Annotated in this window: 17 protein-coding genes and 1 pseudogene; 13 read left to right on the top strand and 5 right to left on the bottom strand. The window is 71.3% G+C overall.

What is annotated here, in order from left to right:
• The first annotated feature begins 63 nt into the window (after positions 1-63).
• From ACI2L1_RS14585 to ACI2L1_RS14575, 3 genes are read left to right on the top strand one after another with little or no spacing between them, the layout of a single operon-like run.
• Positions 64-1,944 carry a dipeptide ABC transporter ATP-binding protein gene (locus tag ACI2L1_RS14585; RefSeq protein ID WP_404739713.1) on the top strand — a complete coding sequence of 627 codons (1,881 nt, stop codon included), beginning with the start codon at positions 64-66 and terminating at the stop codon, positions 1,942-1,944.
• Positions 1,935-2,984 carry an LLM class flavin-dependent oxidoreductase gene (locus tag ACI2L1_RS14580; RefSeq protein WP_404739679.1) on the top strand — a complete coding sequence of 350 codons (1,050 nt, stop codon included), beginning with the start codon at positions 1,935-1,937 and terminating at the stop codon, positions 2,982-2,984. Before ACI2L1_RS14585 ends, ACI2L1_RS14580 begins: the two co-directional genes overlap by 10 nt.
• A complete protein-coding gene (locus ACI2L1_RS14575; RefSeq protein WP_404739678.1) occupies positions 2,977-3,807 on the top strand; it encodes a sulfurtransferase in 831 nt (276 codons plus the stop codon). The genes ACI2L1_RS14580 and ACI2L1_RS14575 overlap by 8 nt, the downstream gene beginning before the upstream one ends.
• A 67-nt stretch (positions 3,808-3,874) precedes the next feature.
• Here ACI2L1_RS14575 and ACI2L1_RS14570 read toward each other — a convergent pair whose 3' ends face one another.
• Both ACI2L1_RS14570 and ACI2L1_RS14565 read right to left on the bottom strand, forming a co-directional pair.
• Positions 3,875-5,620, bottom strand: a complete 1,746-nt coding sequence (locus ACI2L1_RS14570) for an LLM class flavin-dependent oxidoreductase (protein ID WP_404739677.1) — start codon at positions 5,618-5,620, stop codon at positions 3,875-3,877.
• Between the two features lie 211 nt (positions 5,621-5,831).
• Positions 5,832-7,286 carry an MFS transporter gene (locus ACI2L1_RS14565; RefSeq protein ID WP_404739676.1) on the bottom strand — a complete coding sequence of 485 codons (1,455 nt, stop codon included), beginning with the start codon at positions 7,284-7,286 and terminating at the stop codon, positions 5,832-5,834.
• Between the two features lie 135 nt (positions 7,287-7,421).
• On the opposite strand from ACI2L1_RS14565, the gene ACI2L1_RS14560 reads away from it, so the two are divergent.
• The 3 genes from ACI2L1_RS14560 to ACI2L1_RS14550 all read left to right on the top strand — a co-directional run bounded on the left by ACI2L1_RS14560 (position 7,422) and on the right by ACI2L1_RS14550 (position 10,480).
• On the top strand, positions 7,422-7,913 hold the full coding sequence (locus ACI2L1_RS14560; protein WP_404739675.1) for a MarR family winged helix-turn-helix transcriptional regulator: 492 nt from the start codon (positions 7,422-7,424) through the stop codon (positions 7,911-7,913).
• A gap of 176 nt (positions 7,914-8,089) precedes the next feature.
• On the top strand, positions 8,090-8,845 hold the full coding sequence (locus tag ACI2L1_RS14555) for a response regulator transcription factor (RefSeq protein WP_404739674.1): 756 nt from the start codon (positions 8,090-8,092) through the stop codon (positions 8,843-8,845).
• Between the two features lie 198 nt (positions 8,846-9,043).
• Positions 9,044-10,480: an FAD-dependent oxidoreductase gene (locus ACI2L1_RS14550; RefSeq protein ID WP_404739673.1), complete on the top strand. Its 1,437-nt coding sequence runs from the start codon at positions 9,044-9,046 to the stop codon at positions 10,478-10,480.
• Positions 10,481-10,546: 66 nt separating this feature from the next.
• On the opposite strand, the gene ACI2L1_RS14545 is transcribed toward ACI2L1_RS14550, so the two are convergent.
• The gene (locus tag ACI2L1_RS14545; protein WP_404739672.1) at positions 10,547-11,350 is read right to left on the bottom strand and encodes an SDR family NAD(P)-dependent oxidoreductase; all 804 of its coding nucleotides are present in this window, start codon (positions 11,348-11,350) and stop codon (positions 10,547-10,549) included.
• Between the two features lie 75 nt (positions 11,351-11,425).
• Positions 11,426-12,520 carry an NAD(P)/FAD-dependent oxidoreductase gene (locus tag ACI2L1_RS14540; RefSeq protein WP_404739671.1) on the bottom strand — a complete coding sequence of 365 codons (1,095 nt, stop codon included), beginning with the start codon at positions 12,518-12,520 and terminating at the stop codon, positions 11,426-11,428.
• A 145-nt stretch (positions 12,521-12,665) separates the two neighbouring features.
• Here ACI2L1_RS14540 and ACI2L1_RS14535 point away from each other — a divergent pair, with 145 nt between their 5' ends.
• From ACI2L1_RS14535 to ACI2L1_RS14525, 3 genes and pseudogenes are all read left to right on the top strand, one after another.
• Complete coding sequence (locus ACI2L1_RS14535) at positions 12,666-13,580, top strand: NADP-dependent oxidoreductase (RefSeq protein WP_404739670.1); 915 nt, start codon at positions 12,666-12,668, stop codon at positions 13,578-13,580.
• Positions 13,581-13,617: 37 nt separating this feature from the next.
• Complete coding sequence (locus ACI2L1_RS14530; protein ID WP_404739669.1) at positions 13,618-14,352, top strand: TetR/AcrR family transcriptional regulator; 735 nt, start codon at positions 13,618-13,620, stop codon at positions 14,350-14,352.
• 204 nt (positions 14,353-14,556) lie between these two features.
• Positions 14,557-15,039: pseudogene (locus tag ACI2L1_RS14525) on the top strand (flavin reductase); the annotation flags it as partial.
• Between the two features lie 71 nt (positions 15,040-15,110).
• Here ACI2L1_RS14525 and ACI2L1_RS14520 read toward each other — a convergent pair.
• Entirely contained in the window at positions 15,111-16,292 is a 1,182-nt protein-coding gene (locus ACI2L1_RS14520) for an amidohydrolase family protein (protein WP_404739668.1), read from the bottom strand.
• Between the two features lie 145 nt (positions 16,293-16,437).
• Here ACI2L1_RS14520 and ACI2L1_RS14515 point away from each other — a divergent pair, with 145 nt between their 5' ends.
• The 4 genes from ACI2L1_RS14515 to ACI2L1_RS14500 all read left to right on the top strand — a co-directional run bounded on the left by ACI2L1_RS14515 (position 16,438) and on the right by ACI2L1_RS14500 (position 18,619).
• Entirely contained in the window at positions 16,438-17,556 is a 1,119-nt protein-coding gene (locus ACI2L1_RS14515) for a hypothetical protein (protein WP_404739667.1), read from the top strand.
• 213 nt (positions 17,557-17,769) lie between these two features.
• Positions 17,770-17,937, top strand: coding sequence for a hypothetical protein (locus ACI2L1_RS14510; protein ID WP_404739666.1), 168 nt, complete (start codon positions 17,770-17,772; stop codon positions 17,935-17,937).
• Positions 17,934-18,449 carry an IS3 family transposase gene (locus ACI2L1_RS14505; RefSeq protein ID WP_404739665.1) on the top strand — a complete coding sequence of 172 codons (516 nt, stop codon included), beginning with the start codon at positions 17,934-17,936 and terminating at the stop codon, positions 18,447-18,449. The genes ACI2L1_RS14510 and ACI2L1_RS14505 overlap by 4 nt, the downstream gene beginning before the upstream one ends.
• The gene (locus tag ACI2L1_RS14500; RefSeq protein ID WP_404739664.1) at positions 18,335-18,619 is read left to right on the top strand and encodes a DDE-type integrase/transposase/recombinase; all 285 of its coding nucleotides are present in this window, start codon (positions 18,335-18,337) and stop codon (positions 18,617-18,619) included. The genes ACI2L1_RS14505 and ACI2L1_RS14500 overlap by 115 nt, the downstream gene beginning before the upstream one ends.
• The last annotated feature ends 26 nt before the right edge of the window (positions 18,620-18,645 follow it).

The following is an 18,645-nucleotide window of genomic DNA, read 5'->3' as shown; positions in this document are numbered from 1 at the left end:
GGCGCGGCCGCGAGCACCGGTGCTCGCGCCGAGGTTCCCCCTGTGGAGTCGGCCGGGGATCCGATGCTGGCCGTGCGGGGGCTGCGGATCGGGTACCGCACCGTGAGTGGTACGCACCTCGCTGTGGACGGGCTCGATCTGACAGCGGCGGCCGGGGAGATCACCGCTGTGGTGGGGGAGTCCGGGTCGGGGAAGAGCAGTACCGCTCATGCCCTGGTCGGGCTGTTGCCGGCCGGGGGTGTGGTGCTGGGCGGTTCTGTTCGGCTCCAGGGAGAGGAGCTGACCGGGCTGGGGGAGCGGGCGTGGCGGGAGGTGCGGGGGCGGCGTATCGGGCTGATCCCACAGGACCCCGGCGTCAGCCTCGACCCGGTCAAACCGGTCGGCGCGCAGGTCACCGAGGTGCTCCGGGTACACGGCCTGGCCACCCGCAGGGACGCCCCCGCCCGAGCCGTCGACCTCCTCGCCGAGGCCGGACTGCCCGCCCCGGCACAACGCGCCCGCCAGTACCCCCACGAACTCTCCGGTGGCATGCGCCAACGCGTGCTCATCGCCATCGCCACCGCCGCCCGCCCCCGCCTCCTCATCGCCGACGAGCCCACCTCGGCCCTCGACGTCACGGTCCAACGCCAACTCCTCGACCACCTCCAGGAAGTCGTCACCACCACCGGCACCGCCATGCTCCTGGTCACCCACGACCTCGCGGTGGTCGCCGACCGGGCGCAGCACGTGGTGGTGATGTCGCAGGGACAGGTGGTGGAGGCGGGGCCTGCCGGGCGGGTACTCGCGGATCCCCGACACCCGTACACACGCCAGCTGTTGGCGGACGCACCGGCCCTCACGGCCCGGCCTCGGCGCGGCCGTTCCGGCACGGCGGGCTCCGCCCCGGTGGCTGCGCCCGGTACCACGTCGGTGGATGGGGCGGTGGAAGCACCCGGCGCCGCGCCGACTCCCGATGCCGGCTCCGCACACGGCCGTTCCCCAGCGTCCGGTCACGCTTCGGCGGAAGCGCCCCGTTCTGCGTCGCCGCTCATGGCCCGGCTTCTTCGCCGCCGCTCGCCCTCCCGCACGGCTGCCCCCGCGGCAGCGGTTGCGGCCACCCTCGCCGCTCGGCCCACCGACGGCGAACCGGCCCCATCGGCTCCCCTGTTGAGCGTCACCGGTCTCACCCGGGCCTTCCCCGTCCGGGGGCCGGTGCTGTCACGACGTCGTACACGCACCGCCGTCGACGGGGTCGGGTTCGAGTTGGGCAGGGGGGAGACCCTCGGGGTGGTGGGCGAGTCCGGGTCGGGGAAGTCGACGACCGCGCGGATGATTCTCGGACTGGAGCGGGTCGACAGCGGGACGGTGCTGCTGGACGGGGTCGATGTCACCACCGTACGGGGCGCCGCGCGGCGGGCTCTCCACCGTCGTATCCAGCTTGTTTATCAGAATCCCTACGCCTCGCTGAACCCCCGTTTCACCGTCGGGGAGTTGCTGACCGAGCCGTTGCGCAATCACGGGATCGGGAGCAGGGCGGAGTGGGCCGGGGAGGTGCGGCGGCTGCTCGATGATGTGGCGCTGCCCGTCGACGTGGAGCGGCGCAAGGCGGCCGAGTTGTCCGGAGGACAGCGACAACGGGTCGCCATCGCACGGGCGTTGGCGCTCGGGCCGGAAGTGCTGGTGTGCGATGAGCCGGTGTCGGCGCTCGACGTCACCGTTCAGGCCCGGATCCTGGAGCTGCTCGTCGGGCTTCAGGAGCGGCGTGGGCTGAGTTATCTGTTCATCTCTCATGATCTGGCCGTCGTCGCGCAGGTCAGTGACCGGATCGCCGTCATGCGCGACGGCCGGATCGTGGAGAGCGGGCCTGCGGCGGAACTGCTGGAGGCGCCGCAACACCCTTACACCCGGGAGCTGTTGGCCGCTGTGCCGGGCCGCAGCGGGACGGAGGACATTCCATGCAGCTAGGGCTCATCACGTTCGGCAGTCTTCTGCCCGATCCGCTCACCGGCAAGTTGCTCACCCAGCGCCAGCGGCTGCGGGACGTGGTGCGCGCGGCGACTGAGGCGGAGGACGCCGGGTTCGCCTGGTACACCGTCGGCGAGCACCACTTCGGGGAGCGGGACGTCATCTCCTCGCCCGCGCTGGTGCTGGCCGCGATCGCAGAGCACACGTCGACGATCAGGCTGGCGACAGGGACCACACTCGTCGCCAACCGCGACCCCGTACTCGTCGCCGAGGACTACGCGCTCGTCGACCTGCTGTCCGGCGGCCGGCTCGAACTCATCGCGGGCGGCTCCTTCTTCCCCGAGCCGTACGCGGTGTTCGGCCAGTCCCTTGAGTCGAAGGCGGCGCGCAAACGGGAGAACACGGAGCTGCTGATCCGGCTGTGGACCGAGGAACGGGTCACCTGGCAGGGCGGGTTCAGGCCGCCGCTGGCCGAAGTCACCGTGCAGCCGAGGCCGCTGCAGGCGAAGCCGCCGCTGTGGATCAGCGGCGGAGTCGGGTCGGAGTCCGTGCAGCTCGCGGTGGAGCACGGGCTGCCGCTGGTCGTGGGGACCACCGCGCGTGAACCCGGCACGTTCGTACCGGTCTTCGACGCGTACCGCACCCTGTGGCAGAGGAGCGGACGCACCGACCCGCCCGGCAGGCTCGGCGCCGCCAGCCACGTCTTCGTCGCCGAGTCGTCCCAACGGGCGCGCTCCGTGTGGGCCTCCTACATGAACAACTACCTGACCGTGAAGAAGCCCGGCACCACGCACTTCACGACCCCGCCGGACTTCGACACGTACATCGGCGACAACGGGCCCGCGATCTGTGGCAGCCCCGCCGAGGTCGTCGACAAACTGGGCCGCCTGCACGAGCTGTGGGGCCACGACCTGCACCTCCTCGCCATCGACGTCGGTGGCATCCCGTACGCGGAGGTCCAGGCGGCCACCGAACTGACCGCCGCCGAGGTCCTTCCCCAGGTCGCCGGCCTCGGGACCGAGGCGGTGACCGGTGCCTGAGCTGCCGCCCGTGGTCGACGCCGGGTGGGTGCGCACCCACCGCGACACCCTCGTCCTCGCCGACGTCCGCTGGTTCCTGGACGGCCGCAGCGGCTACGACGCCTACCTCACCGGCCATCTGCCCGGCGCGGTCTGGGTCGACGTCGACACGGTCCTGTCCGCCCCGCCCGACGAGACCGGCGGACGCCACCCCCTGCCCGAACCGGCCGAGTTCGCACGGGCGTTGGGTGCGCTCGGCATCGGGGACGGGGCGACCGTGGTGGCGTACGACGCCGACGGAGGGCCGTACGCCGCCCGCCTGGTGTGGCTGCTGCGCCGCACCGGACGGCCCGCCGCCCTGCTCGACGGCGGGCTGACCGGCTGGCCCGGCGAGACCGAGACCGGCGCCGTCGTACTCCCCGAGGCGCGGCTGACGCCGGTGAAGTGGCCCAAGGAGTCGCTGCGGAGTGCCGATCAGGTCGCGGCGGGCGACGCGATCGTCCTCGACGCCCGTGCCGTCGACCGGTACTCCGGGGCGAACGTCCTCCCGACGGACGTCCGTTCCGGCCACATCCCCGGCGCCCACAGCGCCCCCTGGAGCGCGAACCTCACGCCGGACGGTACTTTCCTGACGTCCACTCAACTCCGCGAACACTACCGGGCGTTGGGGGTCGAGGACGGAACCGACGTCGTCGTCTACTGCGGCAGCGGAGTCACCGCCTGCCACGACCTCCTCGCCCTCGAACACGCCGGCATCACCGGCACAGCCCTCTACCCGGGCTCCTGGTCCGCCTGGTCGAGGGACCTGTCCCGGCCGGTGGCGACGGGCGCGGAGCCCGGATAGGGGCGAGCGGTGACCGGCGCCCGGGGAGGAGGGCACCGGTGACCGGCGCCCGGGTCGGGGCCGGCGTTCACCAGCCCGTCCCGAACCTCGCCATCGGCTCGATCAACTCCCGCTCCTCGTACGCGAGATGTGACAGGAGCGTGTCTGTGAGCAGGTCCATCGCCGCCCGTAGCGCCTCCCGTTCCTTCTCGCCGCCCTCCTCGCGGACGAAGGCGACCAGTTCACGGTCGATGTGCTCGATCAGCCCGTGGATGGCGTGGTGTTCCTCGGTGAGCCGGTCCAGCACCTTGCCGAGCCGGGGTTCGGAGCGGCGCAGGTAGGGGAAGAGGTCCTCGTCCTCCCGGGTGTGGTGCAGGGTGGTGAGCCGGCAGTACGACGCGCAGTACGCGCCGAGCGTCCAGGAGTTCTGCCGCAGGCTCAGCCGCTGGATCTCCGACCGCGCCTCCCCCGGGGCGAGGGTGTCGGCCAGCACCTCCCGCACCACCTCGCCGAGCCGGTCGAGATCGGCGCGAAGCTGGTCGTGCGCGGCGACGAGATTCCGGGCCGGCTCCTGCTCGCGACGCGGATAGCGCCGCTCCGGGTCGGCGGGCGGCCCGACGGGGCGCGTCGACTCGTCCCACAACCGCTCGGTGGACCGCCATGCCTTGGGGGGCGGGGTGGGCCGTACGTTCAGCGGATCCCCGGAGGGGGTTGGTCGGGCGCGGTTGGGGGCGAAGCTGGCCGGGACCGGGGCCCCAACGACACCTGTACGCCGTCCCGCGACACCGTCCCGGCCACCCGCCGCGTACGTCACAGCCTTACGCGGCCCGGCGGATGCTGCCCCCGAACTGCGGGCCGCGCCCTCAACGGCCGTATGCCGCACGGCAGTCGCCGCACCGACGGCGCCGTCCTGGCCGCCGGCCGCGTCCGAGCCGTCCTCCGAACTCGGTGTGTCCGCCGTGCGCTTGCGTTCCGCCGTCACCAATTCCCGTGTCGCCGGTGCCACGTCCGCAGCGAACGCCTGGAGCAGGGCCGGTTGATGGGCGGGCAGCAGGAAGCTGCTGGTGCCGTGTTCCAGGGTGAGCGCGGCGAGTTGCTCGGGCCAGGCGTCGAGAGGGCCTTGCGGAAAGCCGCCCGGCCCCGGTGAGAGGTTGTACAGCCGGCGGACCTCGGAGGGGTCGCGGCCGACGGCGACCGCCGCCTCGTCGACGACCCGGTGCCCGGCGGCGAGGCGGCCCGGCGGTACATGCGGGACGCTGGGCAGCCAGCCGTCCGCCTTCGCGCCGGTCAGCTTCAGCATGCGGGGGCCGACGGCGCCGACCCAGATTCCGATGGGGTGCGCGGGTGCGGGCCCTGCGGTGGCGCCGTCGAGCCTGTAGTGCTCGCCGGGTACGCGGACCCGGCCGCCCTCGCTCCACAGCGCCCGGATGACGTCGATGGCCTCGCGGGTTGCCCGCACCGCCTCGCCGGGGCTGCGACGCGCTCCGCCGTCGGCGGCGATGGCGTCCCAGTACGCCCCGGCACCCAGCCCCAGTTCGACCCGGCCCCCGCTGAGCAGGTCCAGGCCGGCGGCGGTGCGGGCCAGCACGGCGGGCGGGCGCAGCGGGAGGTTCGCGACGTTCGGGAAGACCCGTACGCGGGTGGTGGACGCGGCGATCACCGCGAGCGCCATCCACGCGTCGAGCAGCTCGGGCCGGTAAGGGTGGTCCGGCACGCTCACCAGATCCAGTCCCGCCCGGTCGGCGACCCGGGCCAGCGCCACCACGTCATCGGCATGCCCCGCACTCGGCACCAGGACGGCACCGAAGAGGAGGTCGTGTCCGTAGTCAGGCATATGTGCGCGAACTCCTAGTTGTCGGCGCGACGTTGGGGTAGGGGTGCCGGTGCCTCCCGGCGGGCGGGGCAGGCAGTGGGCGACAACTGGCCGGAACGGCAAGGGGGTTGTGCTCGGATGAGAGGGCGCGTCCTGACCCCATGGCTCGGCCACGCCCCCTCGCCGCCGTGAAGCCACGCGCCCCAGGCCCGTCCCCCGCGCGCCAACGCCCTCAAGCCGCCGACCGCGACTGCTCCTTGCCCGCAGTCGCCGTCACCGGCGCCGGAGCCCTGCCCCAGAACCTGCCCGGCCCCGCCAGCGCGGCCAGCGTCGCGACGCCCAGGGCGATCGCCGACATGACGAACGCGGTGGTGTAGCCGGATTCGGCGGGTACCCGGGTGCCGGGGATCGTCTTGGAGACGACGATCGACGCGGCGATCTGGGCGCCGAGGGAGCCGCCGATCGTACGCATGATCGTGTTGATGCCGGTCGCCTCGCCGGTCTGGCTGCGGTCGACCGCGCTGACGACGAGGTTCGCGAGGGCGGCGAAGGCGAAGCCGACGCCGATGCCGAGGACCCCGGAGCCGACGTACATGGTCCACTCGGTGTCGTGCGCGCCCGCGTAGACCGCGAAGCCGACGACGCCGATCAGGCAGGCCAGGACGAGCGGCAGCTTCCAGCCGGCGACCGCGCCGAGGCGCCCCGCGAGGGGGCTGGCGATCAGCATCGTCACGGCCATCGGCACCATGAACAGCCCTGCCTCGGTGACGGACGCGTCGAAGCCGTACCCGGCCTCGGACGGGGTCTGGGCGAGCAGCGGCACCAGTGTGAACGCGCCGTACATGCCGAACCCGATGATGAGCGCGGTGATGTGACTGGTCAGCACCGCGGGTCGGCGCAGCAGTTCGAGGTCGATGAGGGGCTCGCGGACCTTGCTCTCGGCGTATACGAACACCGCGAGCAGCACGACGGCGGCGAGGAACAGGCCGACGACCCCGCCGGACGTCCAGCCCCACGACTTGCCCTCGCTGATGGCGAGCAGCAGTGCCACGACACCCGCGCTCAACAGCACCACACCGGCCCAGTCGATGCGCCCGGGGCTGGTGACCGAGGACTCCTGGATGAACGCGGTGACGGCGGCGATGCCGAGCAGGATGACGACCAGTCCGAGCCAGAAGATCCAGTGCCAGTCGAGGGCGTCGACGATCGGGCCGGGGATGACGAGCCCGACGCCGAAGCCGATGCCGAACGTGGACGAGATCAGGCCGATCGCCACCGGCACCCGCTCGCGCGGGAACTGGTCGCGCACGATGCCGAACGCCAGCGGGAAGGCGGCCGACCCGACACCCTGCACCGCGCGCGCCGCGATCAGCAGGGCGAGTGAGTCGGACTGGGCGGCGAGCAGGGTGCCCGCGGCGAAGACGGTGAGGCTGGCGATCAGTACCCGGCGCTTGCCGAACATGTCGCCGACCCGGCCCAGCAGGGCCGTCGCCACCGACGCGGTGAGCAGGAAGGAGCTGAGCACCCAGGAGACGGCCGTCGTCGAGGCGTCGAACTCGCGCTGGAGGTCGGGCAGCGCGGGCACGACCATCGTCTGCATCAGGGAGAAGGACAGGACGGCCAGGAGCAGAGCGGCGAACGGGGCGGCGGTGCCGCGCTGTGCGCCGGGGGCTGGTGTGTCGGTCATGGAGCGGTCCTCCGGGGACGGGCGCCTCGGTCCGCTGTTTCGGAGCACGGAATGAGCGCCGAACTAGTGTCGTCCTGGAATGATTACACGATGTCATTCTTACGTCCAGTCACCGCATTCCCGTATCGTGAACGCATGAGCGAAAACCCTGAATCTGCTTCGGGCGCCACCACCCAGGACAGCGCGCCTCGCCCGCCGAGCCTGCTGGCGCTGCCGTCCTACCTCGCCGGGCACATGGCGCGAATCGGCCACGACGCGCTCGTCGAGGCGGTGGGCCGGCACGGGCTGCGGCTGCCGCACTTCGCGACTCTGACCGCGCTCTCGGACTTCGGCCCGCTGCCCCAGCACGTGCTGGCCGACCGGCTCGGCTTCCAACGCAGCCACCTGGGCGGCTACCTGGACGCGATCGAGGAGCGCGGGCTGGTGCGCCGCACCCGCGACCGGTCCGACCGGCGCCGGCAACTGGTCGAACTGACCGGCGACGGGGCTCAGTTGCAGCGCCGGCTGTGGCAGGTGGCCCAGGAGTCCCAGGACTCCTTCCTCGGCTGCTTCACCCCCGAGGAGCGGGACACGCTGACGACGCTGCTGCGCCGACTGCTGGACGCCGATGACCGGGCACGTGCCTGATAAACGCGCAACCGAATTTCGTAAAGAAGATTCCGTGCGCGCCAAGTGACCGAAAACCGTTTCATACTGCTGCAACAGAAAATTCACTGCGGCGGGCTGGAATGTACGGCCCCGGTTTCATAGAATCGTACGTGAGTTTTGCTTCGTGCGACGAACATGACTTACCGGGGGAGAGTATGACGCAAACGTCAGAGTTCTTACGAGGGCCCCTTATACCCAACCAGCGCACCGAACTCCTGCCGGGCCCGGCACCCGTCGCCGTACCCGGCACCGCAGGCTGGCGCATCCTGCTGGTCGAGGGCGACGCCTCCGCGGCCTGCGCCCTGGAGGAGGGACTGCGCCGGCACGGCCACGAGGTGGCAGCCGCCGACCGGGGCAGCGTCGCCCTGGCCGCCTACGAGAGCGTGGACCTCGTCCTGATGGAACTCGAACTGCCGGACCTGGACGGCCTGGAGGTGTGCAAGGCCATCCGCGCCGTCAGTTGTGTCCCGCTGATCGTCGTCACCGCGCGCGGCTCGGAGCTGGACAGAGTCCTCGGACTCCAGGCCGGCGCGGACGATTACCTGGTCAAGCCGTACGGCTTCCGTGAGTTGATGGCCCGCATCGACGCGGTCATGAGGCGTGTGCGCATCCAGAGCAGGCAGGGCGGGGCGATCGACCACGGCCCGCTGCACATCGACGTGAACTCCCGCGAGGTCTGTGTGGACGGCCGCGGGGTGGACCTGACCCGCAAGGAGTTCGATCTCCTCTGCCTGCTCGCCTCCCACCCCGACACGGTCATCCCGCGCAAGCGCCTGCTCCAGCAGGTGTGGGGCGACTCCTGGTCCCGGCGGACCGTCGACACCCACGTCAGCAGCCTCCGCAGAAAGCTCGGCGACAGCGGCTGGGTCGTCACCGTACGCGGCGTCGGATTCCGGCTCGGACACGCCTGAATTTTTCGCTCATGGCAATACTAAGAGCTGCGTGAGGACTTTTGCCGTAATTTTTGTCGCCGTGACGGAATAGATCGAGGCGACCGCACGAAATCACTCGCGTGGTGCCGGACCGGAAAACGGACTCCGGCGCCACCGCGTTTTCCGACCCCCTCCAGGGGGCGGACTCCGATTCCCACCGACGGAAGCGAGTCGCGGATGTCTCACACGCATGAGTCCCCCGTCGTCGTCGCCGGCGCAGGCCCCACCGGGCTGCTGCTCGCCGGTGACCTCGCGGCGGCCGGCGTCGACGTCGTCGTACTGGAGAAGCGCCCGAAGGGCATCAGCAACCTGACCCGCGCCTTCGGCGTGCACGCCCGGACCCTCGAACTCCTCGACGCCCGGGGGCTCGCCGACGAACTCGTCCTCACCGGCCAGACCATCCGAGAGCTGCGGCTGTTCGGGGCGGTGCCGTTCGACATCGGCGCGCTGCCGTCCCGGTTCCCCTTCCTGCTGGTCACCCCGCAGTACGAGGTGGAGAAGCTGCTGCTGCGCCGGGCCCTGAAGAACGGCGCGGTCATCCGGTACGGCACCGAGGTCGCCGGTCTGGAGCAGGACCGCGACGGCGTCACCGTGTCGGTACGGACGGGGGCGGGCGACACGACCGTACGGACCGGGTATCTCGTCGGCGCCGATGGGGTGCGCAGCGCTGTGCGGGAGGCGCTCGGGCTGCCCTTCCCCGGCAAGGTGGTGATCAGGTCGGTCGCGCTCGCCGACGTGAAGTTCACCGAGGAGCCGCCCCTCGTGGTGCGGGTGCACGGCGCCGGCGGCGCGTTCGGTTTCATCGCCCCCTTCGGTGACGGTTACTGGCGGGTCGGCGGCTGGGACCGCGCGCACCGGGGCGAACCCGACGACTCCCCGGTCGAGTTCGAGGAGCTGCGCGAACTCATCGAGCGGGCCTTCGGCTCCGACTTCGGGATGCACGACCCGCGCTGGCTGTCCCGCTTCCACAGCGACGAACGCCAGGTCCCGGACTACCGCGTCGGCCGCGTCCTGCTGGCCGGCGACGCCGCCCACCAGCACTCCCCGGCCGGCGGCCAGGGCATGAACACCGGCCTTCAGGACGCCGCCAACCTCGGCTGGAAGCTGGCGGCGGTACACAACGGCCGGTCCGCCGACGCCCTGCTGGACACCTACCACGCCGAACGCCACCCCATCGGCAAGGCGGTCCTGCGCAGCAGCGGCCTCAACCTGCGCCTCGCCATGGCCCACAACCCGCTGGAGATCGCCCTGCGCGCCGTACGCAAGCTGGTGGTCACCCACGTACGCCCGGTGACCCGGCAGGCCGTCGGCGAGATCACCGGCATCGGCTTCTCCTACCCCGCCCCGAGAGGCGCGCACCCCCTGACCGGCAAGCGCGCCCCTGACCTGGAGCTGGACCGAGGGCGCCTGTACGAGGTGCTGCGCGAGGGACGTTTCGTGCTGGCCCTGCCGCCGGGCACGGAGGTCGGCGGGCTTGCCCGGGACGGGCTGGTCGTCGCCCACCGCACCCGCGGCGACGAGGCGCTCCTGGTCCGCCCCGACGGCTACTACGCCTGGGCCGGAGCGCCGCGGGTCCCCGTCATCGAGGCGGGCCTCGCCCCCTGGACGGGCTGACCGGACCTGGCGGACCGCGTCGGAGCGGTCCGCCAGGTCCGGCCGTGTGCAGACCATCCCGGGCTCTCAGCGCGGCGGCAGCGGCGAGAGCGTCGGCAGGTGGGCGAGGAAGCCGCCGTCCACGGAGAGCACCTGCCCGGTGATGAACGAGGCGGCCGGGGAGGCGAGGAACGCCACCAACTGGCTCACGTCCTCCGGAGTGCCGAGGCGCGGGATGAGGTTCGCGCTCTGGAACATCTGCTGCACCGGCACCGGCATGTCCGCCTCCAGCGCCGGCGTGCGGACCAGCCCCGGCGCGACCGCGTTGCAGCGGATGCCCTCCGCGCCGTACGCGGCGGCCACGAACCGGGTCAGCGCGATCAGCCCGCCCTTGGAGCTGCCGTAGGCGACCATCACCCGGTCACCGGACAGGCCCTGGCCGCTGGTGATGTTGATGATCGACCCGCCGCCGCGCTCGATCATCACCGGAACCGTGTGCTTGCACAGCAGCATCGGCCCCCGCAGATTGACCGCGAGGACCTGGTCCCACAGCTCCACCGACATCGACACGACGTCCCGGTCCTGCCGGATCGCGGACGTCAGCGCGGCGTTGTTGTCCAGGACGTCGATGCCGCCGAAGGTGTCGACGGCGAAGTCCACCAGCCGCTCGACGCTCGCCTCGGAGGATATGTCGACGCCGTGCCCGACCACCGAGAGCCCCTGCGCGGCCAGCTTCTCGGCGGCCGCCCTCGCCATGTCGTCCGCGACGTCCGCGAGGACGACATGCGCCCCCGCGACCGCCAGCGCCTCCACCGTCGAGACGCCGATCCCTCCCGCGCCGCCGGTGACCACGGCCACCTTGCCGATCAGGGACTGCGTTCCGTTCGTCATCGGTCAACGACCTCTCGTAGCCAGGCGGATGTGCGGGGAAGCGGCGCTGTACGGTCGTTTCGGGTGCCGGAAAGGTCAGGCGGAGGCGCCGAACATCTCGCCGAACCGCCCGAGCAGCAGGTCGGCGCCCTTGTAGCCGGAGGTCTCCGCCGGGCCCAGCACTACCGGACCGTCCGGGCCCGGTACCTGCGAGGCGCCGCCGGTCGAACCCAGCGGCACGAGCACCGCGTCCGGCCCCGGCCGGTAGGTCTGCTCCACCGGGCGCCCGGCGGCCAGCGCCCTGATGTTGGCCGCGACCGTGACGGCGTGTTCGGTGGCCGCCTTGGACCGCTTCGGCTCGGGCACGGCCGTGACGTCACCGATGGCGAACACGTTCGGCGTGCCCGCCACCCGCAGGTGGTCGTCGACCTCCACATGCCCGTCCGGCCGCCGGGCGGCGGCGAGTTCACCGGCCAGCATGTCGCTGAGCGGCGTCATGCCGTAGCAGCGGAACCACAGGTCCGCGTCGATCCGTATGCCCGCCTCGGTGGTGACCGAGAACGGCTCGCGCACCCCCGCGGGCGCCGACGGCGGGGCCGTCAGCGCGCTGCCCAGCTCCAGCCGCACGCCCCGCTGGGCCAGTTGCTCGCGCAACGCGCCGCGCAGCTCGGGCAGATAACGCCCGCCCAGCACGTCCTCGGCGGGGTCGACCACGACCACCTCCGTCTGCGGCCACCGCTCGGTGATCTCCCCGGCCAGCTCAAGCCCGACGGGACCGGCCCCGAGCAGCAACACCCGGGAGGAGGCGGCGAGTTCGGCCCGCGTGTCCGCGTGTCGCAGCACGGAGTCGGCGCTGTCCTCGGTGTCCGGCTTCGCCGGGTAGGGGTACGACGAACCGGTGGCGAGGACGACGTAGTCCGCGTCGATGCGCGTGCCGTCGGCCGTGGTGACACCTTGCGCGTCCACCGCCACGGCGCGGTCGCGCACATGTCGGCCCCGGGTGAACAACCCGTCGTACCCGAAGTAGATGCGCCGGGCCCACTCCTCGTCGACCAGCCCGCGCAGGGCCGCCACCGCGTGGACGAAGGCGTCCTTGGGGTCGATCAGGACGACGTCGAAGTCCGGGTCCAACTCACGGGCCAGCGCAGCCCCTCCGTATCCGCCCCCGACGATCGCGACCGTGTTGCCCATACGTTGCGCTCCTTGTGCTCACCGCGTCGGTACCACCGGCGGAAGACAGGGCTCCGCCGACGCCCGGGAAGCCTAACCGGCGGCCCAGGTAAAGTGCAATCTGTATGGCAATTAATGGCCGAAGCAAGAGACGTCGAGGTGTCGCATGCCCCTGGCCTATGTGTACGACAGTTTCGGTGGACCGGAGGTCGAGCACTTCGCCGACCTCCCGCGACCGGTTCCGGGCCCCAATGACCTGCTGGTCGCCGTACGCGCGGCCGGCGTCAACCCCGTTGACTGGAAACGCCGTTCGGGCCGCCGTCCGGCCGGGGCGCCCGCCGTCGTGCTGCCCGCCGTGATGGGCGGCGAGGCGGCCGGCAGGGTCGTCGCGCTCGGCCCCGGCACCACCGGCTTCGCCGTGGGCGACGCGGTCCTCGGGGGCCCGACGGCAGGCGGGTACGCGCAGTACACCCTGCTGCCCGCGAGAGCGGCGGTCCGCAAACCGCCGGAGGTCTCCTGGACCGACGCCGCCGCCCTGCCCATCGCCGCCGCCACCGGCTACGGCGCGGTACGCCAACTCGCCCTGCCGCCAGGCGCGACGCTGCTGGTGACCGGAGTAGGGGGAGGCGTGGGCGTGGCCGCCGCGCAGGTCGCGGCGGGTCTGGGGCTGACCGTGGTGGGCTCGGCGGCCGAGGACAAGCGGGCATTCGTCGAGGAACTCGGTGTACGGTTCGTCGCCTCCGGACCCGGCCTCGCCGCGCGGATACCGGGCCGCGTGGACGGCGTACTCGACCTGGTCGGCGGAGAGGTCCTGCGGGAGAGCGCCGCGCTCCTGACGGACCGTACGAAACTGGTGAGCGGCGCCGACCGGGACGCCGTCGCCGCACTCGGCGGCGCACCGGTGGGGCCGGTGCGCGACCCCGCGATCCTGGGCGCGGTCGTGGAACTGGTCCGCACCGGAGCCCTGGATCCGAAGGTGACGCACGTGATCCCGTTCGAGCGGGCCGCCCAGGCGGTCCGGGCCGTGGAGGGCGGACACGGCCGGGGCAAGACCGTTCTGGAGATGCCACCCTTGGCTTGAGAGCCCGAGCGGCGGACCGCTTGACCAAGAAAGTAAAATGCAACATGCATGGCAATGTGGCCGACAGGCCGCCGATCCACCGGAGGCTCCCCTGAACACCACACCTGCGGCCCCCGCCGACCCGGACGTGCCGCCACGCCCCGGCCGACCCGGCGGCAGAGCCGCGAAACGCCGGGCCATCACGCAAGGCGCGCGTACCGTCTTCGGCCGCGAGGGATACAGTCGCACCAGCATTGAGGCCATCGCCGCCGAGGCCGGGGTGTCCACCCGCACGATCTACAACCACTTCCAGGGCAAGGACCACCTTTTCTCGGAGGTCGTCCACGACAGCGCCAGCCAGGTCGCGGACGCCTTCATCGCGACGGTGGCCGAACAGCTCTCCGGTACCGACGCCCGCGCCGACCTGATCGCCCTCGGCCGCGCCCTCGTCGGCCAGCGCACCCAGTTCCCCGACCACTTCGCGATGATCCGGCAGATCAAGGCCGAGGTGCAGCACTTCTCGCCCGCCCTGATCGACACCTGGCAGCAGGCAGGACCCCTCCGCGTCCAGCACGAGGTCTCCCGGCGCCTCTCCCAGCTCACCGACGCCGGCCTCCTGCACATCTCCAGCCCCGCCCGCGCCACCCTCCACTTCGTCGCCCTGGTCAACTCCGAGATCACCATCAGCCCCTACGCCAGCCGCGCCCCGAGTCCGGCACAGGTCCGCGCCTGCGTCACCCGTGCGGTCGACGCGTTCCTGCACGGCTACGGGGGCGCCGCCGGCACGGCCTGAGCGCATCTCCACCACGTCTCCAACGGCGGGCACCAGCCTCCGGAGTGCGGGCCGGGAACGGCCGGGCCGCACAACCAGTCGACGCGGAGGCGGTCATGGCACACGTGGACCCCGAGGCGTTCGCGGATTCTTCGGAGCGATCCCCGCAACTGTCGCTGGGGTGACCACCGTTGATACCGGCGGCACGCCCAGAGGGCTCCCTGCAGCGCCTTCTCGGAGGCCTCCGCCGAGCCGCCCCTGCTGCCGGTGTGCCTGGACCGGCACTCCCGCACCCCGTCGGCCCTGCCGTCCCGGCGGGCGTTCGTCCCGCACCCGCTCGCGGAGGACGGCGCGGACACCGCCCGCGTCTTCGCGATCCGCTCCCCGGACAAGTTCGCGCAACTCCCGTACCCGCCCGCGGACTGCGATTGTCATCGACCATCGCTGTCCGCTCAATGCGCAGCAGGCTGCAGGGCTGCTCAGCTGGATTTGGCACCGCTCACGCGGCGGCCGCAGCCATGTGTTCTTCGCCGCGTTCTACTGCACGGGGATACGTCCAGAGGAGGCCGTCGCCCTGAGAGTGGAGGATGTGTCCCTACCCAAGCCGAACGCTGCGGAGCCTGCGCCCCGACGCCCGGCACGCTCCCCCACTGCCTCCAGGGCGTGGGAGGTACCCCCACTCGGCGCACGCCGCCCTCCGCCACATGACCTGGGACGTCGCACGCCGAGGGCACGCACCGAACGCCGCTGCGCCGGTGCTTCGCACGGACGACGGGGAATCAGAACAGGCCCTGGCGGACCCGGATTCCGGCCCGGAAAACGGCTCGAACATCCCGCAGCCTGGCGGGGTCCTCCGAGGGATCTCCGCCCACGGCCAGAAGGTCGGCGTCGAAACCGACGGCGATCCGCCCCTTACGGCCGCCGACTCCGCACGCCTCGGCCGCGACACTCGTCACGCAGGCGAGCGCGTCGAGCGGGGCGACACCGATCCTGATCATGTCGGAGACACCGTACGGGAGCACGTCGTGCGGTTTGTGCGGTCCTATGCCGGCGTCCGAGCCGACCACCATCCTGGCTCCGTGTTTGTAGAGTTCGAGCCAGGCACCGAGGATGGCGCCGAACTCCTTGGCGACGGCCGACGGCAGTTCGCGTGGCGCCCGGGGGTCCGTCCCCGCCGTCAGGCTGACGAACGTGCCGCGCTCGACGACGGCGGTGAGCAGGGCCGGATCCGTGTCACTGCCGTCGGCCGTCAAGAAGGTCATGTGCTCGACGGTGTCGACTCCGGCCTCCACCGCGTCCCTGACCGCCGCAGCGCCGTGCGCGTGGGCGGCGACCTGCAGACCGAGCCGGTGAGCCTCGTCGACCACCACGCGCAGGTCGGCAAGCGAGAATTGGGACTCGTACGGCGCCGTCCCCGGCGTCATAGTGCCGCCGCTCGCCATGATCTTCACGACCGCACAGCCGCGCACATGCCGCTCCCGCACAGCCGCGCGCAGAGCGTCGGCGCCCTCGGTCTCGCCGCCGAGGAAGAAACAGTGGCCCCCGACCGTGGTCAGGGGAGGCCCGGCCGCGAGGATCTCCGGTCCGTCCGCCGGACGCCGGCTGAGTTCCTCGGCGAGGGCCAGGGCCAGGTAGTTCCGGTCGCCGAGATCCCTCACCGTCGTGATGCCGGCCCGCACCGCGGAACGCGCCGCTTGCCGCATCCGCTCCAGCAACTCGGTGTCGTCGGCCTCGCGGAGCGCGGTGACCGCGTCCGGGCCCGCGCCGAAGGCCAGGTGGACGTGGCAGTCGATCAGGCCTGGCAGGAGGCAGGCTTGCGGCCCGAGGTCGATCACATCGCCGTTGTCCACGGTCGGCGTGCCGGTCTCCACCCCCACGATCCTGCCGTCCGACACACGAACCGTGGCAGGGCCGGACATCGCGCGGCCGTCGAATAATGAACCAGCCTGGATCGTGTACATGACCCCACGTTAGGTGCGGGCAGCAAGCCGCCGGGTCGCGGTGGCTTATTGTGTTCGAACGGACACAGAGAGTACTTGTGGCGCCGGTGAACATGCGCGAATCATTGAGTGGTCCCTCAATTTCTCGTGGAAGGACACCCAGTTCATGGCTCACCGCAAGGTGTATCTCGCCGTCGGCAGGACCAACACCCTGATCTACCGCTTCGACCCCATCGACGGTGACACCCGCGTCGTCGAGAACGTGCCGCCCTACGAGCCCGGTTACACCGCAATGGGTGCGCAGTACCGCGGCGACGACGAGGAGCCCCTGCTGCTGGCAGTGAGCCACAACAAGCTCATCACCATCGATGTGGCGGCCGGCACCCTCAAGGACCAGGTCGTCGACGGACTGCCGAACGGGCCCTGGTTCGACGGTGACATGGATCCCAACGGGAAGATCCTCTTCGTCGTCAGCAACCCCGACGCCCACAGCTACGCCATCGATGTGGCGGCCCTGAAAGCCATGCCTCGCAACGCCCCGGGAAGCGGCCGGTGGGACGACTTCGCCTACCACCCCAAGGACGGACGGCTGATCTCGGTGGAGGGGGACAACGGCGACCTGCTGCTCGTCAACCCGAGCAGGCAACCTATGAAGACCGTCCTCAAGAAGGAGGTCTTCCCCCCGGCGGAAGCCAGCGCCGCAGCAGGCTCGCGCAAGTCGTACGCGGCCACCTTCTTCGACCGGGAGGGCAACTTCTACGCGGTCGACTCTGCGGGCAACGTCAACCACCTCGACTTGACCACGGCCACTGTCCCCGACCACTCACAGCGCATCGGGCGGGGAAGGGTACCCGTTGGCGCCCTGGAAATCGTGAACGGCGCCGGGCGTATCACCCCCCTGCCTGTCCCACCCAGTTACGACGAGATCACCGTGTCCAAGAAGTTCAACCGGACATGGGAGAGCGGCGAGCCCCGGGGCAGGGTGTACAGCTTCGACCTCACGCTGACCGCCGTCAGCAAGGGCAGCGGCAAGGCCGAGGACGTCAGGAGGTTCCGGATCTCCTTCGATCTGCCCACGGTGAAGGGCGCGAAGGCCGAAGCATCCGGCGTACATGTCATCGCCCAGGACGGCAAGGCGTACCTGGAGGCCGAGAACGACCAGTTCCTCGCCGCTGGCAGCTCCCGGCCGATCACCGTACAGATCACCGTCCCGGGGGACCCGGCTCACCTGCCCCAGGAGTACCCCCTCGAAGGCCTCAAGGCCACACGTCTGCCCAGCCACTGATCACGTCGCACCGGGAGACCTCGCTTTGACGGACATCCGAGATCAGGGGTTCTGCCCCGGGAAGATGTCCTTCATGGAGGGCATGGGGAAGAAGAAGCCTCGGCCTCGTCGTTCGTTCACGTCGGAGTTCAAGGCCGAGATCGTCGAGCTGTGGCGGCGCGGTGACCGCTCGGTCGGTCAGATCGCCAGGGCTTCGACCGGACCGAGACCGCGGTGCGGCTGTGGGTCAGCCAGGCCGAGGTCGACGCGGGCGACCGCGATGGCCTGACCGGCAGCGAACGCGAGGAACTGGCCGCATTGCGGCGGGAGAACCGCCGACTGCGCGAGGACGTGGACATCCTCAGGCGGGCCACGGCTGTCTTCGCGAAGGAGACCCGGTGACGGTGCACCCGTTCATCGAGGCGGAGAAGCGAGACGGTCACAACGTCAAGCGCGCGTGTGGACTGCTGCAGGTCTCCCGCACCGCCTTCTACGCCCGTCGCACCCGCAGGCCCGGTCCGCGGGCGGCCCGTGACGCCGAGCTGACCGAGCAGATCACCCAGACCCACGCCAAGTCCCGCGGCACCTACGGCACTCCACGCATCCACGCCGTGCTGAAACGCGAGGGCGCTGCCTGCGGACGCCGCCGCATCGCCAGACTGATGCGAACGGCGGGCCTGGAGGGCCGCCGCCGCAGACGACGGCATGTGACCACCATCCCCGACCCCAGCGCCGCCACCCGGCCCGATCTCATCCTCCGTGACTGCGCACCCGACCCGGACGGACTCGACACCCGCTGGTGCGGCGACATCACCTACGTCCCGACAGAGGAGGGCTGGCTCACCTGCGCACTGATCTGGTCGCCGACGCCCTCACTACGGCCTGCCGACAGCGTCGTCCCACCCGGTCGGTGATCTTCCACTCCGACCGCGGCTGCCAGTACACCAGCCAGCAATTCGCCTCCCTGGCAACGGAGTTCGGCGTCCGTCTGTCTGTCGGCCGCACCGGGCAGTGCTGGGACGATGCAATCGCCGAGTCGTTCTTCGCCACCATCAAACGAGAATTGCTCGACACGAACTCCTGACCCAAACCGGGCTGCCGCCCGCACCG

Source organism: Streptomyces sp. NPDC019531, assembly GCF_044903305.1.
Lineage (GTDB): Bacteria > Actinomycetota > Actinomycetes > Streptomycetales > Streptomycetaceae > Streptomyces.
Note: the sequence above shows the minus strand (reverse complement) of the source record. Positions and strands in the feature narration are given on the sequence as shown.